Origin of the sequence: Halomonas sp. Bachu 37, assembly GCF_039691755.1 — a bacterium.
Classification (GTDB): Bacteria; Pseudomonadota; Gammaproteobacteria; order Pseudomonadales; family Halomonadaceae; genus Vreelandella; species Vreelandella kashgarensis.
In genome coordinates this window covers 2,910,986-2,927,284 of record NZ_CP137552.1, presented here as the reverse complement: position 1 = coordinate 2,927,284, position 16,299 = coordinate 2,910,986, and the positions used below count along the sequence as shown (strand labels likewise).

Here is a 16,299-nt window from a genome sequence, read left to right as displayed (position 1 = left end):
GTATAGTGCTGCCGAAGCTAAGTAGCTTGAGGTTACCACGCGTGGAGCGGATCGGGCGCCAATACCATCGAGGTGAAAGATGTTGTTCTTACATGAGTTTCCACGAATTGCGTAAAGATATCGTCAAGTGAAACAATAATAAAATGGGTAAAGAAGTTTTAAGTTACGTTAAGTGTGCGTTTTATTAATAAAGACGAAAGAGCAAGACATAGGTAACTCTATCTCATTCGATACCTCTCATTCGGCACCTCATGAATAAGCCGGATAGACGGCTACACCATACAAGACTTCCATACACAAGTGACACAAGTGACACAAGTGACACAAGTGACACAAGTGGATCTCTATATCCCCATCACGCTGGACGTCCTGCTCATGTCCGTTGCCTCTCAGTGCCGCGGTGCCCTCATGGATGGCGCTGTGAGCTCAGCGGCTAACCGTAGGTATCGAGCCGCGCCGCGAGACCGGTCCGGGAAATACGTAGCCCACGCCCCGGACCGACTGGATCGGAAGCTTGAAGGCCGATGTCGAGAATTTGCGCCGCAGCCGTGAAACCAGGACGTCCAGGCTGCGGTCGTCGGGCCCGCTCTGTGGCTTCTTCAAGGCAACGAAGAGACGATCGCGCGATACGGGCTCGCCGGGTGCTTCCGTCAGCAGGGACAGCACTCCATATTCTGCCGCAGACAGCCGGGCGCGTTCTCCATCCGGCGAGATAAGTGCCCAGGCTTCGGCATCGAAGGTCCATCCCTCTGCCATTGGGGCAATTGGCGTTTCGGCGTCGGTCCCGGCTGTGTCGTCGTTGCCGATCCGCCGCCAAAGACTGAGCACCACCGCCTCCAGTTCCCGCATGCTTATGGGTTTGCAAAGATAGCTGTCGGCGCCACGGTCGAGACCCTCGATACGCTCTTCGAGCCCCCCGCGCGCGGTAACCATGATGACGCCGGCCCCCGTGTCATCGCGCAGGCGCTTAGCCGCGTCCAGGCCGCTTTCGCCGGGCAAACCGACATCGAGCAGGATGATGTTCGGCGCGATATCCGAAAGCTCAGCACGAAAATCCTCGACCGAACCGGCCTCGTGAACCGTCATGCCCCGTTTGCGCAAGTAGCGGGCCACGGGTTGGCGGAAGTCCGGCTCGTCGTCTATCAGGGCGATGCGTATTGAGGGCATGGCATCTTCCAATCAAGTCTCAAGCGCGGGCAAGGTAACGCGAAACACCGTGCCATGTGATTGGTCCAGCCTGATGTCCCCATCGTGCAGGGCGAGTATGCGCTGAACCAGATGCAGCCCCAGGCCTGCGCCGGGTTTATGCTGGGTGCGACGTGCGCGATAGTACTTTTCGAACAGCCGTGATACTTCGGTGGGGTCGATACCCGGCCCGTCGTCGTAAACGGCCACTTCCACGGTCTTCCCCTTCCGGCAATACGCCAGTGACACCCCTTCAGGCGTGTGGGCGTATTTGCATGCGTTATCCAGCAGGGCGGAAAAGGCGATCGGCAGCAGATAGGGGTCGGCATCCACCCGGATCGGTTCCTCAGCCCCATGCAGCACCACGTTGTATTCCGTGGCAAGCTCGGCCAGCACGGCGCCGACGTCGAGCACACCCGAACGGCGGCTCTGTGAAACGCTTTCCAGCCAGTCGTCGGCCAGGCACCCCTCGACCAGGTTTCCCAGCCGCCGCGAGGCCCGGTGGATGCGATCCAGCTCCTCGGCCGACTCCCGGTCATTCGCCGGCAAGTTGCAGGCGATGAGGTCCATCGAAGCCGCCATGATGCCCAGCGGCGTTCGGAATTCGTGCGAGACCATGGTCAGAAAGTTGCGTTGCTCCTGAAGCGCCGCTTCCGCCGCGCAACGGGCGGCATTCTCCTTGACGAGGCGCTCCTGCAGCATGTCGCGCAACCGCTCCGTCACCATGACCGCCAATCCTACGGTCAAACCGAAGAAGAACAGGATGCCCCATGCGAAGAAGGTGCTCGTGCTGGGACCGAGCCGTAGCATGTCCGTCGCTAATACCGGCTCCAACAAGGTTTGGGCTGCACGTGCCAGGTTGAAGAACACATGAAGGCCAAGCAGTACCGCAACTGCCTGGTGCGCATTAATCTGAAAGCGGCTTTCGCGGACGATAGCCCAGACGCCGAGAAGCGACAACAGACTCATGCCGAGACTGATGCAGATAATGCGAAGCCCGAGGGCTTCGGGGACATCGTGGTAGAGCGTGATAGGGAGGCTGAACACCACCACGATGGCGGCCAGCAAGGGCCAGCCGACCGACCGGCCGAGAAAGCGCCGAGCCCCAGCAACCAGAAAGGCGTGACCGACGAGGATCAGGACGTTGGCAACCGCAATGGACCAGAACGGCGGAATGACGTTTCGTCCGTACAGCAACCCCACGCCGACGCTAATAGCGACCATGCCGATGGCCCAGTCACGTGGGCCGGGCAAACTCCGGTGCAGGCGGTAAAGCAGCGCTAGCGCCAAGGAGGAAAGTGCCAGGGCCATGCACAGCACCGCCAGAAGCGTGCGGGTATCAAGCTCGGGTATCACAATGGGCACACTACAAGAAAAGGGCTGTTCGATCCGACAGCCTTGCAGACGACGGCGAGAGTTTCAGCGTTCAATAAGCATTTGTAAATTATAGATGCGCGCGTATCTCGTCAAGTTCGTCGAAAATGCAAATAAATGTCACAAAAATGCTTTTGACTCTCCCTGACCAGTTGTTTCTACTTAGCCCTTATTGCTTAGAAAAACTGCATTAAAAGTGCAGGTTAGTACAAATAATTGGCGTTTTATCCTAGGCAGAAGCAATTAGTGATGTACGCAATGGGACAGCTCCCCTCTGGGGCAAAACAATATGTGGAGATGGGTGATGGCGAGCGATCTTTTGCAACGTGGAAGCGACGGTAACGTCTTTTTTATCGATAAAGGCATTGCTGATTGGCGATCCCTTGTTGACGGTGTTCCCCAAGGCGCCGAGATCGTGACCCTCGACCCGTCCCGCGACGGCCTGGTGCAGATGGCGGAATGGGCCGAAGGGAAAGCAGGCTACGAGGCCATCCATATCCTTTCCCACGGCAGCCAAGGCCAGGTGCAGCTCGGCACTGCCAGCCTGAATAACGACACCTTAACCGACTATTCCGAAGCACTGGCGAAAATCGGCCAGAGCCTGACCGAAGACGGCGATATTTTACTCTATGGCTGCGACGTCGCTGCCGGGCAAAGCGGCGTGGAATTTATCGGCAAGCTCGCACAGGCCACGGGCGCGGATGTGGCGGCATCTAATGACCTAACCGGTGCCGAAACAAAAGGTGGGGATTGGGTTTTGGAACAGCAGGTGGGTGAGATACAAACCCAGACGCTGGTAGGGATGCAATACCAGCATGCGCTGGCTGCCCCCACCGACCAAGATTTCACGGATATTCCTCTCCACAATTTTTACCCTTTACCTTATAAGGTCGGTGGGGCTGGGGGACTAAGTTTTGCGGCGAGTCCGGGATCCTATGCAGAATTATACATCACCAATGAGCCTACCGGCTTCACAACGGGTGATGCCGCATATTTCTCTGCCCATGCTGGCCCAACAGGAATAGACAGTAGTGTTTATGTCGAATTTTCCTCGGTTGATCCGGATGGTGATGGTCCTGAAGCCAAGTCGCTCTTTACCCTTGGTCAGTTGGCGGCTGGGTATGAAGAATATTCACACTTAAGCAGTTACGTCGTTTCTGGGCGAGCCGACGGCGAAGAAGTTGTTTCTGTTGAAGTTGATCTGGCCACTACCGGCAATTATGGGTCTGGAACGAGTGAAATAACCTATACAAAATCGGCCCAGGATATACAGGGTCACGGACCTTATATTGGCGGCACGCTAAGCTTTGGGGACGCCTGGACAAACATTGATACCATCAGGTTCACAGTTTTTGATCCCGATATGATTCATGACCCTCTCATGATGAGCGTCAACCTCTTGCTCGATACGATTGATTTCAGCGAGCCAGTTCAGGTTGACACAACGCCGCCAACTGTGGATGTCGTTGTGGCTGACACTAGCCTGATTCCGGGTGAAACATCAACGGTTACCTTCACCTTCAACGAAGCCATTCAAGGTTTCTCCAATGACGATCTTACGGTGGCAAACGGCACACTCAGCACTGTAGCGACAGCGGATGGTGGCAAAACCTGGACGGCAACATTAACGCCAACCGCCAATATCAGTGATGAGACCAATGTGATCACGGTGACATTGGACAGCGTATCCGATTTGGCGGGCAATTTTGGCACTGGAACCGCTAATTCCAATAATTACGCTATCAATACCATCGTGCTTAATACGCCGACCTTAGCGCTAGGAATTGACAGTGGTGCCAGTGACAGTGATGGAGTGACCAGTAACGGCCAGGTCAATGTCTCTGGGTTAGAACAAGATGCTACTTGGGAATACAGCACCGATAGCGGTGAGTCATGGATCACTGGAAATGGCACCAGTTTTACTCTGCAATACGATGGTGCCAAGAGCGTTATCGCACGCCAGAGCGACATTGCTGGCAATGCCTCGTCGATTAGCCAGGCGCTGAGCTTCACTCTGGACACAACTATCTCCACTCCGACATTAGCCTTGGCAGAAGATAACGGGGCTGATGCTAACGACGGCGTCACCAGCAACGGCCAAGTTGATGTCTTCGGCCTAGAGCAAGGCGCCAGCTGGGAATATAGCACCGACGACGGTCAGAACTGGACCGCCGGCGAAAGCAGCAGCGTCACTCTGCAAGGCGACGGCACTAAGAGCGTTATCGTGCGCCAGACCGACGTCGCTGGCAATGCTTCGCCGGCTAGCCAGACGCTGGACTTCACTCTGGATAGTCCACCAACCTTGATTTCCGCCAGTTCTACCCCCGCCGATAACGCACCCGATGCTTCTATAAGTGGGTCACTGCAGTTGAAGTTTTCGGAAGCCATTTCTTTCAAAAACACTGAAGGAAGCATTACCCTTTACGATCTCACCGATGCTCAAAATCCAGTAGCGGTTGAAAGCTTTGATATCAGTGACATTGGGAGTGGTAACGGCACAATATCCATCGATGGCGATACGCTGACCATTAACCCCGCGCAGGATTTGTTATTAAGCACAGCCTATGCGGTGCAAATTTCCAGTGACTTAATTCAGGATGCCGTGGGTAACACCTTCGCCGGCATCGTAGACTACACCACCTACAAATTCACTACGATAGCGAACACCGCCCCCGACATCGCCAGCAACAGCGGCGGCGAAACAGCCAGTATCAATATCGTAGAAAACAGCACTGCCGTTACCACGGTTACCGCCACTGACGCCGACAGCGATACCTTAACCTACAGCATTACCGGCGGTGCTGATCAAGCCAAGTTCAATATTGATACAAGTACCGGCGTGCTGAGCTTCAAAACTGCACCCAACTTCGAGAACCCTACTGATAGCGATACTAACAACAGCTATATTGTCGAAGTCATCGCAGATGATAGTAACGGTGGTACGGATGTGCAGACGATCACCGTCAATGTCACCGACGTCAATGAAGCCCCGACCACCACGGGCCTGAGTGACCAGAGCAGCGACGATGCGGAGGCGATCTCGCTGGACACCGCCACGGCCTTTGCCGATGTCGACACCAGCGACACGCTGAGCTACAGCGCCACCGGCCTGCCTAACGGGCTGAGCATGGATCCGACGACCGGGGTAATCAGCGGCACTCTCGACACCTCGGCCTCCCAGAGCGGGCCATACAACGTCACGGTCACGGCGAACGACAGCCATGGCGGTAGCGTGGACGCCACCTTCCTATGGGCCGTGGCCAACCCCACCCCGGTAGTGGACGACGATACCACTAGCACCGACGAAGATAATGCACTGACCGTTGCTGCCGATGGCGTCCTCAGCAACGACGTTGACCTAGACGGCGATACGCTGCGGGTCACGCAAGTCGATGGCGACGCCAACAACGTCGGCGAGTCCCTGGCCGGCGATAGCGGCGGCCTGTTTACCGTCAAGGCGGACGGCAGCTACCGCTTCGACCCGGCAGGCGACTTCGACAGCCTGGCCGCCAGCGAGTCCAGGGCCAGCAGCGTGACGTATACCGCCGAGGACGGGGAAGGCGGCACCGCCACGGCGACCTTGACGGTCACCGTGGCCGGCGTCAACGACGCCCCGACCACCACGGGCCTGAGTGACCAGAGCAGCGACGATGCGGAGGCGATCTCGCTGGACACCGCCACGGCCTTTGCCGATGTCGACATCAGCGACACGCTGAGCTACAGCGCCACCGGCCTGCCCAACGGGCTAAGCATTGATCCGATGACCGGGGTAATCAGCGGCATTCTCGACACCTCGGCCTCCCAGAGCGGGCCATACAACGTCACGGTCACGGCGAACGACAGCCATGGCGGTAGCGTGGACGCCACCTTCCTATGGGCAGTGGCCAACCCCACCCCGGTGGCGGACGCCGATACCACTAGCACCGACGAAGATAATGCGCTGACCGTTGCTGCCGATGGCGTACTCACCAATGACGTTGACCCAGACGGCGATACGCTGAGGGTCGCTCAAGTCAATGGCGACGCCAGCAACGTCGGCGCGCCCCTGGCCGGCGATAGCGGCGGCCTGTTTACCGTCAATGCGGACGGCAGCTACCGCTTCGACCCGGCAGGCGCCTTCGACAGCCTGGCCGCCAACGAGTCCAGGACCAGCAGCGTGACGTATACCGCCGAGGACGGGGAAGGCGGTACCGCCACGGCGACCTTGACGGTTACCGTGACCGGCGTCAACGACGCCCCCGTGATCACCAGTGGTGCCACCGGCACGGTGGAAGAGAACGCAGCCACCGGCACCGTGATCTATACCGCCGCCGCGACCGATGTGGATGCCGACCAAGCCCCGGCCTACATTCTCTCTGGCACCGACGCCGACCTGCTCGATATCGACACCGGCAGCGGCGAGGTGACGCTCAAGGCCAGCGCCGATTTCGAGGCCAAGCCGAGCTACAGCTTCGAGGTCATCGTCACCGATGATGGTGATAGCTCGCTCAACGCTACCCAAGCGGTCACTGTTAATGTTATCGATGTCAACGACGCCCCGACTGGTATCGTTGCCGTCAGCGGCACAGTAAGGCAAGGCGAGACCCTCACCGTGTCCAATACCTTGGCCGATGAAGACGGCCTGGGCACGATCAGCTACCAGTGGCTGCGTGACGGTGTGGCTATAGAGGGCGCCATCGGAGAGGCCTATACCTTGGTACGGGCAGATATAAGGGCGGAAATAAGTGTTCAAGCCCTCTATACCGATGGCCAGGGCACCGCTGAAACAGTGACTTCTCTAGTGACTGATCCAGTCGTTGCGCTTCCCGTATCACCTCCACGCCCTGAACCGGAACTGGAGATCGATGTAACGCCACTCCCAGATACTCCTGTGGGAGAGACTGCTGTACGTGAAACCTTTAACAATACGGGTGTAGCGTCGCGAAGTGCCCGGTTGGTTGAAAACACGGGTAACAATAATGTCGTTACCGCAACGTTGCCGGGAGGCACGCAACTAACCAGTGATGGAGCGCGCACTGCCACGGAGCGTGACCAGGCGTTGACCAGTCTCGTTGCCAGTATTGAAGGCAAAGCTCCTAGTAATTTGACCGATCAGACGCAAACGGCAGCCAATTGGCTCAATACTCGCCCTGCCGGTACTCAGCTGGATATCCGTACGTTAACCTTTACCTCGGATAATGCCACTAATGATCCGATCGTTATCCGTGGTGAGACAGATAACTCCGCGAGTGGTTTTCAGGAAGCATTTGTGATTGATGTGACCAATCTCCCGGGCAGTACACGTCTGCAGTTGGATAATGTCGATTTCGCCAGCATTAAAGGCGCTGTGAGCATTGGAGGTGGTGAGGGTGACAATGTCGTCATTGGTGACAACGAGGCACAAGTGATTGTACTCGGGCCGGGCGATGATCAATTGTGGGGTGGCGGAGGTAACGACACTATTGGTTCGCTGGGAGGTGACGACCGGCTCTTCGGTGAGCAAGGTGACGATCTACTTTACTCGGACAGCGGTGCCAATGTTTTCCATGGTGGTTTGGATGAAGATACCGTCCGCTACGAAGGAAGCCGTGATGAATATGTCGTTTCGCAACTGCACTCGGTAATTACGGTATATCGACATGACACGCCGGAAGAGGCCGATACTCTAATCAATATAGAACAACTGGTTTTCGCCGACGATCAATTGACGCTTGACTATGACCCCATGCTCGAGGAAATCACGGCTCTCTATGCCCAAGTGCTGGGGCGTCAGGGTGATGTCGAGGGTGTGCAGTACTGGGCTGCCCGACAGGCGGAAGGGCTCTCTCGAGCTGATTTGGCCTTGAATATGATGCTGTCAGAGGAAGCCTCCACGTCGCTGCCTGAATTACCCGAAAATCAGGTTGAATGGCTATATCAAGCGTTGCTGGGCCGTGAATCGGATGTGGCCGGTAAAGCCTATTGGCAGGATGAATTAGCCGCAGGGCATTCGTTGGCTGATATCACCGCTGGATTTCTGGAGTCCCAAGAAATGCAGGGCCTCCACCTTGAAGCTTCGCAATGGTCCTTTATTGCTTGAGTAAGAAGAACTCAAAGTATTGCACGGCGTGCTAAAAAAACGCCGTGCAAGTTTCAGCCCCTTCGCAGCTCACGAAACTGCTTCTTTATCCTTCCCCAGTTAGGTCTGCCTTTGAGGCCTGGCTATGGTGTCGATGACAGCGAAATTTACGCTCGGTAACTTGCAGCCACACTCGACAGGCGCCTTGGCATCCAGGTCGCTGCAACCGTATGGCTATCGGAAAACTCATCACTGTCTTGCCCACGCCCGTAGGGGTAATGCGCAGTTTTGCTCCATTGCTTTGCTCTAGTCTTCCTCAGGTCTGTGTGAACTCGATTGATCTGTTACCTGACGGAAAACAGGCCAGCATTGGTGGGATAGGCTCATGTATCAAAACTTGAGCTATGCGAGCAAGGTGCCTTTCGTGGAAGAAACAGCAAAAACAACGCCGCCAGGCAAGACTGGCGGCGGCGCAAGTAGAGGGGCAAGAATGCCGTTAGGATAGTGACAGTGTAGACAATTCAGGCCGCCAAAAAATGTTTTGACCCAAGCGACTGAAGCCCCAGCCTGAATTACTACGAAACGCCCGTTGCTGATTGTCCACCATTGCGCTCTGTCCATCAGCATCACGGACATAGCGAGCGAGTGTCATCGCCGCTTTCTGACCATAACGTGCACCAGGCGACGCACAGGTCCAGATATGCCGCAGCGTCATTGCGATGTCAGGCTCGTGCTGATCTAGATACGCCAGCCCATAGGCGCAGGCTTCCAAGGTAAAGGCGTCGTGGCTACACAGCTTCCAGGCTGCATTGGGTTTTCCTTTCGAGTCGTAGGTGTATGTCTTGCCGATATCGTGTAATAACCCCGCGGCGAAACACGTTTCTTGCATGAGGCGGGGCATGGCCGGTTCGTTAAGGCGCAGCATCGCAACGGCATTGTTGGCCACATCCAGCGAATGCGTCAGCAAACCGCCAGGATACGCATGGTGATACGTCACGCTTGCCGGGGCATTTAAAAAGCTCTCCAGACGATCCTTGCGCTCCAATACTCTCGTTAAGAATTTACGCATATGGGCTGACTGCAGGGATTGTGCGATCGCTATCAGCTGATCGAATGCCTCCGGCGCAGGGCAATAAACACGAGGTAGCGACTGTAACGTGTTCAGCGAAGCCACTTCGTCTCGATTCGCCTTACGAAACTCGTGGAGCATGAACTGACCCGACAAGCACTTTACGCCGGTGGCGGTCACATGATCCAAGTGGCCGATATGCTCGGGTACCGACGTTTTATTCAAGTTCAGCATCGCGACATGATCGCCCACGCAATCGCTCAGCCGCAGCTTCAAGAAGGGCACTTTCGCGTTATCAATCTCCACTACGCGCCCAGTAAGGCGGTAAGTGCCCGAGAAGGTGCGAGACAGATGAGTAGGGACGTTATCAAGCTGTTTCATGACGCTGCTCCTTCTGGGGCTTGGTGGGTGTGGTATTGCCAAGTAGACGCTCAAAGGCTGAGCCATCCATACGGGTGGCGTTGGGGACGTAACGTGAATAGACCTTGAACAGCATCTCCGTGGAGCTGTGGCCCAGCATCCGAGCAACCCATTCTGGGTTTTCCCCTGAAGCCAGAAACAGCGTTGCGGCGGTATGACGGGTTTGGTAAGGACGCCGCTTGGCGAGTCCGAGAGACTTTAATAACGGGTACCACACCCGCTTGGTCACGTTATTGTGATCGAGCGGGTGTCCCAGCTGATTACAGAACACGTACTCGCTCTTGCAACCGGTCGCGGCGTACTGCGTCTTGAGCGCGTCATACACCTGCCCAAACATGGGGATCTCCCGCTGCGAGCCGTCGGTTTTGGTGTATTCAGTCTCACCATTGATCAGGGTTTCACGTACCAAGATCTCTCGTTTGGCAAAATCGACATTCTTCCACTTCAACCCATCCACTTCGCCAGTGCGCATGCCGGTAAAAAAGCGCACCGTGTAGTAGTTGCAATAGTCCGGGCGGACGTTGTCGATGATGCGTTGCACCTCGTGCAGGGAAAATGGCTCGATGTGGGTCTTTTGCAGCTTCAAGGGCTTGATATTTTTGTAGGGCGTGTCGAAGTCAAAGCGCTCGGCCGCCTCATCGAGCACCATGCGCAGAATCGTCATATGGCTATTGATTGTTTTGGACGATACCGTGCCAGCGGCACCGCGCCCCTTGCGCTTGGCCAGCTTGGCGCGGAATGCCATGATGTCGGCCTTGGTGATGTCTCCGATGGGCTTTTTCCCAAACACTGGCTTAAGCGAGCTATCAAGGATCGAGCTCACATTGCGCACGTGAGAGGCGCGCCACTGGATTTTGCTCTCGTCGAACCACTGAGCAGAAAAATCATTGAAGAGTGGTGTTTCAATCTGCTGCGATGTGGCCCTAGCGGCGTGCGTGGCCGTTGGGGTGCTGAGAGTAGCCTGCATCGGTGCCAGTTTTTTTAAGTTTTTGCTGCCAGGAAAAAACTCGGCGTAGTCGAAGTCATCTAGCAGGATTTTGGCTTCTACCTTTGCAAGCAGTTGCTCTACTTTTTTTCGGTTGGCAGGCGTGTCTTTCAGTGCAGTTTGCTCACGTAACCGCAGGCCTTGGTAGAAAAAATCCAGATAGAGCTTACCCGTCTCTTTACGCTGGCGAACCTTACCCATGGCTTACACCTCCGTTTGCCATTGGAATGGCAATACTGCTGACGGCGCTTTTTAGCATTTCCTTTTCGACAGCTTCCCACATGAATAGAATTTTTCGCCGACCAAAAGGCTTGATGTAGTGAGTGCCTTCGATAAGTACGCTGTCTTTTAACTGCTGGCGGATAGTGCGGCAGTCGTACTTGATGCGCTGAGCAAGCTCTTCGGTGGTGAGATAGGTGTATGACGTTTCCATCGAAAACCTCCTATGAGGGTGATATTCTACATAGCTAAAAGGCATCCCAAATATCAGGATGTCATCCTGGATGACATTTTAGGCAGCAGAAAACCATTTGCAAGGTTTTTTTGCCATCCAGGATGACAAAAAGCATTTGCAGGAGGTTTCTATGGTCCGTTGTCACCTGGCTCGCTTGATGGGCGAGCATAAGATGAAAATCGTCGATGTAGCGCGTGAGTCGGGGCTTAATCGCAACACCGTCACGCTGCTCTACAAGGAAACCGCGCACCGGATTGACTTGGATGCGCTGGATAAATTGTGCAGATTATTCAATTGTGAAGTTGGAGATTTGCTGGAGTATCATGATGAGCGTGGGCAAAACGCACAAGATTGAAAGCTTTTTGGTTGTTGCCTGAAGGTCACGGATCGAAAATGCGAATATAAAGCGCAGGCGGGCAAGTGGCACATATACGTCACATATGTGTCACAGGAAATTAGAATGCTGATAAACACAAAAAAGGCAGATCAGTAAGTGACTGATCTGCCTTTCAAAATATTGGTAGCGGGGACCGGATTTGAACCGATGACCTTCGGGTTATGAGCCCGACGAGCTACCAGACTGCTCCACCCCGCATCAACGTGGGGCGTATTCTATCGAAATTTTGTTCTATGTCAAGCGGGGTTGGAAAACGCTTATCCTATGGTAGCGAATGACGGGCTCAGGCAACATCAATGGGGTACGGCTATGCTTAAATAGAAGTGGCAGAAAGCACGACGAAACTTGCTTTAGCGGGAGGAAGACAGGACATAGCAGGTAAGACTTGCCGCGAAAGGTGGCGAGCGAACAAGTGGGTAACAATAACTTGCATGAAAAAGCACCTTGGGTGCTTTCACCGAAATGGCTTGAACGAGGATCTCGGATTGCCGCTCAAGCCACGTGTCATTATCAGGGAGGTAGTCAATGTCCAATCAAGCCCCCGTCGCCTGGGTAACTGGTGGAACTGGTGGTATCGGGACGGCAATTTGCCGTACGTTGGCTGACGCAGGTTTCCAGGTGGTTGCCGGTTATCACAATCCGGAAAAGGCCAAGACCTGGCTGGAAACCCAGAAAGCCGACGGTTATACCAATATCGCTCTTTCCGGGGTCGACTTGTCCGACCACGATGCGTGTCTCGCAGGGGCTCGCGAAATCCAGGATTCCTATGGGCCGATCAGCGTGCTGGTGAATTGCGCGGGCATCACGCGCGACGGCACAATGAAGAAGATGTCTTACGAGCAATGGTATGAGGTGATCGACACCAACTTGAACAGTGTTTTCAATACCTGTCGTAGTGTGATCGATATGATGCTGGAACATGGCTATGGCCGCATCATCAATATTTCTTCCATCAACGGCCGCAAGGGGCAGTTCGGCCAAGCCAACTATGCGGCCGCCAAAGCGGGTATGCATGGCTTGACCATGTCACTGGCCCAGGAAACAGCCACCAAGGGGATCACCGTGAACACGGTATCGCCCGGCTATATCGCCACCGACATGATCATGAAGATTCCTGAGAAAGTGCGCGAAGCGATTCGTGAGACCATTCCGGTCAAGCGTTATGGTACGCCTGAGGAAATCGGGCGGTTGGTGGCCTTCCTGGCGGATCAAGAGTCCGGTTTTATTACCGGGGCCAATATCGATATCAATGGCGGCCAGTTCATGGGCTAGCAGAGCCGAACGGCTCAGTTATGAATTCATATCTGGAAAAAGTAACGGGAAGCCTTGGGCTTCCCGTTGTCGTTAGTGATTCTGTCAGAGTGGCCTTGGTAAATTGGCCCGCCAATTCTCAAGGAGGAGGCAGACGCGACAGGCGGGCGAGAAGAGCATCCATTTCACTGACTTCACGCTGCCATACCTCGGTCGGCATGGGCCCCAGCGCCAGCAGTTGGGCCAGTAGATAGGTGAGTTCGTGGCTGGGGCTTCGCTCCTTGGATATACCCTCGTTAAGCCTTTCCACCTGTATGGCCAGGCGCAACGGCTCGTCGCGTTGATGCACGCTACCCAAGGCCAGCAGTGACAGATGCACCCGCAGGCGCGCCAGGCTGTCTTCCACCTCGCGGGTTTCAATAATGGATCGACGTGCTTCGTTGCGTGCCAGGTGGGCTGATTTAAAAGGACCTGTCAGTACGTTTTTGTTCAGTGCGTCTGTCTGACTCTGGCCCAGTACCACCTGGCTATCCACCTCTTCTGCGGGGTGTCCTGCCAGCACCTTGGCGTCCGCTTGTAGATGAGCGTTGAGCAAGGGGCGAAGTTCACTCCAATCCTGTACCACTTCGACCAGCGCCAGTCGGTTCAGGCGTTCTCGGCGCGCACGCACGATTCCACTGAAGCGGCGCTGCATGCCGTCGCTGCGTCGATTGCGTGGTAGCGGTTCCAGGGCGTTGGCTTCCTTGACGGCGTTTTCCAATAGGCTGGTTTCGCTGGTGTGCTGGGGCTGCCAGCCGTCCAGGCGATCGATCAACTGTTGCATGGTGTCGAGTTGCTGGCTCTGTTGGCGGGCATGATGCTTGCGCTGTTCATCGCGCAGGGCGAATATCTGGTCGCACAAGTGACGAAAATGCTGCCACAGGGCTTGCTCCTCGCCCTTGGGAGCTCGACCCAGAGTGCGCCAGCGTTGCTGGAGTTGCTTGGCCTGCTCGGCTCGCTGATGAGGAGGCTGGGAATCTTCCAGCAGTTGCTGGGCAGCTTCGATCAATTCACGCTTGGCCTCGGCGATATCGTGGGCTCGCTGGTCGATCAAGCTTTGTAGGCGATGGCGAATATGGCCGAAACGCCGGCCGATGGTTTCAGCCTGGTCACGAGGCACCGGGGAGTAAAGTCGCCATTGCTGACGAGCCCTGTCACGAATCTGGCGCAGTACATCGGGGTCGGCATCCTCGGCGGGTTGCGCCAGCAGGCTTTCCAGTTGTTCGCATAGCTCGATGCGCGACGCGAGGTTCTGCTGGCGCTCCCGGGCCAACTGCTCTCGCCAAGGCGCCAAGCGCTTCTGGACAAGGTCGGAGGCTTGACGAAAGCGCCCCGAGAGTTCTCGGTTGGCGGCAGCATCGCCCAGGCTCTTCCACTCCTTGACCAACTGGCGATGGCGTCGGTCCAGCCCGGCATCGGTCAGCGTTGTGTCTGCCGCCAGGGCCTCTATGGTCTGGCATAGTTGATCGCGTTTGGGGCCGGCGACGAAACCGCGCCAATCCCTGAGCTCTGCCAGCCTAGCCCCTAGTTTGCGCAACCTGGTTTTCAATGGCTTGTGTGCCGATTGCGCGGGAAGTGCCTCGATTCGTGGCTTGATCTGCTGATGCAGGCGACTGGCACTCTTGAAAGCACCTCTTTCCAGCAGCTGCTCGAAGTTGTCCAACAAGTCGTTCAACTCCGCCAACTGCTCGGGAATTGCCTGGTTGGGCGGAGCGGGAGTGTGGCTCAAGGTCGCCTGTGCTCGGGAGAGCAGTTCGGGTTGCGGTAGCCCGGCGGGCCAATGACACTCCTCGACCAGCGCCTGCAAGGCTTCGGAATCGGTATCGGTCAGCGCCGTTTCCAGGGCGGGCGTCAACTGCTGGAAACGTTCCCAGGCCAGGTGAACGTCCTCGTAGCCGCGCATGGCGGCATTGTAGCGCTGCTGCAGATAGGGCTCGGGAGGGTGAAGATCGGAGAGCGTCTGCCAGCGATTCACCAGTAACTGCTTTTGCGCCCGCAAGCTGTCGATGTCCTGACGTGCCAGAGTGCCGCCATGGTGTATGCCTTCCAGACTCTCCTCGAGTCCTTCCATCAGCGATTCGCGGACATTATCGGCTTCTTCTCGCCGCTGCTGATCGGCTTGCCGGGCTTGTTCCCGGGCCTCGTGTTCCTGCAGGGTCTTGCGGCAATTGCGACACGCATCCTGATAGCGAGCCTCCTGTTCGCTTGTCGGCGGCTCCTTGAGCTTGTCCCACTCTCGCTGGAGGTGGCGACAACGGCCTCCATAAAGAGGCTCCCAGGGGCTTCGAGCGTGTCTTTCAAGCTGCTCCAGCAGGGAATCGCGTTGCTGGCGTTGGCTTTCAAACCATTGCGCGTCGGCGCGCAATCGATTCAGGCGCTCGCGCGCCAGACGAGTTACATGCCGGTCACGCCGTGCATGCTGTAACAGTTGCTTCAAGCTGGCTTCATCGTGGATGCGCTCGGCAGCATGGTGGCGCACGGTGGTAACGCCGTTGTGGCAAGCCTGGTGAACAAGATCCTCGGGTTCCTCGAGGCGTTCGAGGGCGTCCAGGCGGAGAGTCAGATTATCGCCATTCAGTGCCACGGCGTTTAAAAGCCGTCTATCCTGCAATGAGCACGTCAAGCGTCTGCGCGTTGCAAGTTCGGTATGGCCCTGCTGGCCGCAAAGCAAGCTGCACGCGGCGGAAAACCAGGCTTCCCGCTGGGTATCGGTGGCTGGCGCTGCGGGAGCCGGCGAGGACTCGATCTGGTGGCAATAGTCTTGCAGCAATGTTTCGAGATCATCGAGGGCCACTAGCGCCGAGAGACGTACGTCGCTGTCCTGGTCGCGCGTCAGCTGCTCGAGTTTCTTGCGCTGCTGGGGTTGGCCGATATCGAGTCGCTGCAGTGCGTCGCGGCGAACCGAAGGGTCCGGATGTTGCCAGCGTGGGGCAAACAGGCGTCTTAACAGTCCGTGCATGGATCATCCTGCTGTAAGGCACGTAGCATGAGAAAAATGGCAAGCCATGTGTGACGAAATGATGGTTGTAGCTGCCATGGCGCTGTCAATCCGGCGTTAATTCCATTCAGCAGTTGCAGTCATCGTCGC

The 16,299-nt window shown here is 56.2% G+C and carries 9 protein-coding genes and 1 tRNA gene; 3 read left to right on the top strand and 7 right to left on the bottom strand.

Annotated features, from left to right (window positions below; genetic code table 11):
• Positions 1-426: 426 nt before the first annotated feature.
• Together R5M92_RS13380 and R5M92_RS13375 are read right to left on the bottom strand one after the other, a co-directional pair.
• Positions 427-1,167, bottom strand: a complete 741-nt coding sequence (locus R5M92_RS13380) for a response regulator transcription factor (protein WP_346796458.1) — start codon at positions 1,165-1,167, stop codon at positions 427-429.
• A 12-nt stretch (positions 1,168-1,179) separates the two neighbouring features.
• Positions 1,180-2,541, bottom strand: a complete 1,362-nt coding sequence (locus R5M92_RS13375) for a sensor histidine kinase (protein WP_346796457.1) — start codon at positions 2,539-2,541, stop codon at positions 1,180-1,182.
• A 322-nt stretch (positions 2,542-2,863) separates the two neighbouring features.
• Between R5M92_RS13375 and R5M92_RS13370 the strand changes: the two genes are divergently transcribed.
• Entirely contained in the window at positions 2,864-8,617 is a 5,754-nt protein-coding gene (locus R5M92_RS13370; protein ID WP_346796456.1) for a DUF4347 domain-containing protein, read from the top strand.
• Positions 8,618-9,092: 475 nt separating this feature from the next.
• Here R5M92_RS13370 and R5M92_RS13365 read toward each other — a convergent pair whose 3' ends face one another.
• Genes R5M92_RS13365 through R5M92_RS13355 form a run of 3 tightly spaced genes read right to left on the bottom strand, consistent with a single transcriptional unit; the run spans position 9,093 to position 11,503 of the window.
• Positions 9,093-10,046 (bottom strand): TraI domain-containing protein, encoded by a 954-nt coding sequence (locus R5M92_RS13365; RefSeq protein ID WP_346796455.1) that lies wholly within the window; start codon positions 10,044-10,046, stop codon positions 9,093-9,095.
• Positions 10,033-11,271 carry a site-specific integrase gene (locus tag R5M92_RS13360; protein WP_346796454.1) on the bottom strand — a complete coding sequence of 413 codons (1,239 nt, stop codon included), beginning with the start codon at positions 11,269-11,271 and terminating at the stop codon, positions 10,033-10,035. Before R5M92_RS13360 ends, R5M92_RS13365 begins: the two co-directional genes overlap by 14 nt.
• On the bottom strand, positions 11,264-11,503 hold the full coding sequence (locus tag R5M92_RS13355; RefSeq protein ID WP_346796453.1) for a hypothetical protein: 240 nt from the start codon (positions 11,501-11,503) through the stop codon (positions 11,264-11,266). Before R5M92_RS13355 ends, R5M92_RS13360 begins: the two co-directional genes overlap by 8 nt.
• Before the next feature lie 151 nt (positions 11,504-11,654).
• On the opposite strand from R5M92_RS13355, the gene R5M92_RS13350 reads away from it, so the two are divergent.
• Positions 11,655-11,879 carry a helix-turn-helix transcriptional regulator gene (locus R5M92_RS13350; RefSeq protein ID WP_346799377.1) on the top strand — a complete coding sequence of 75 codons (225 nt, stop codon included), beginning with the start codon at positions 11,655-11,657 and terminating at the stop codon, positions 11,877-11,879.
• Between the two features lie 163 nt (positions 11,880-12,042).
• On the opposite strand, the gene R5M92_RS13345 is transcribed toward R5M92_RS13350, so the two are convergent.
• Positions 12,043-12,119 (bottom strand) — tRNA-Met (locus R5M92_RS13345).
• 327 nt (positions 12,120-12,446) lie between these two features.
• On the opposite strand from R5M92_RS13345, the gene phbB reads away from it, so the two are divergent.
• Positions 12,447-13,193 (top strand): acetoacetyl-CoA reductase, encoded by a 747-nt coding sequence (gene phbB, locus R5M92_RS13340; protein ID WP_346796451.1) that lies wholly within the window; start codon positions 12,447-12,449, stop codon positions 13,191-13,193.
• A gap of 118 nt (positions 13,194-13,311) precedes the next feature.
• Here phbB and R5M92_RS13335 read toward each other — a convergent pair whose 3' ends face one another.
• Positions 13,312-16,170: a DUF349 domain-containing protein gene (locus R5M92_RS13335; RefSeq protein ID WP_346796450.1), complete on the bottom strand. Its 2,859-nt coding sequence runs from the start codon at positions 16,168-16,170 to the stop codon at positions 13,312-13,314.
• Positions 16,171-16,299: the final 129 nt, after the last annotated feature.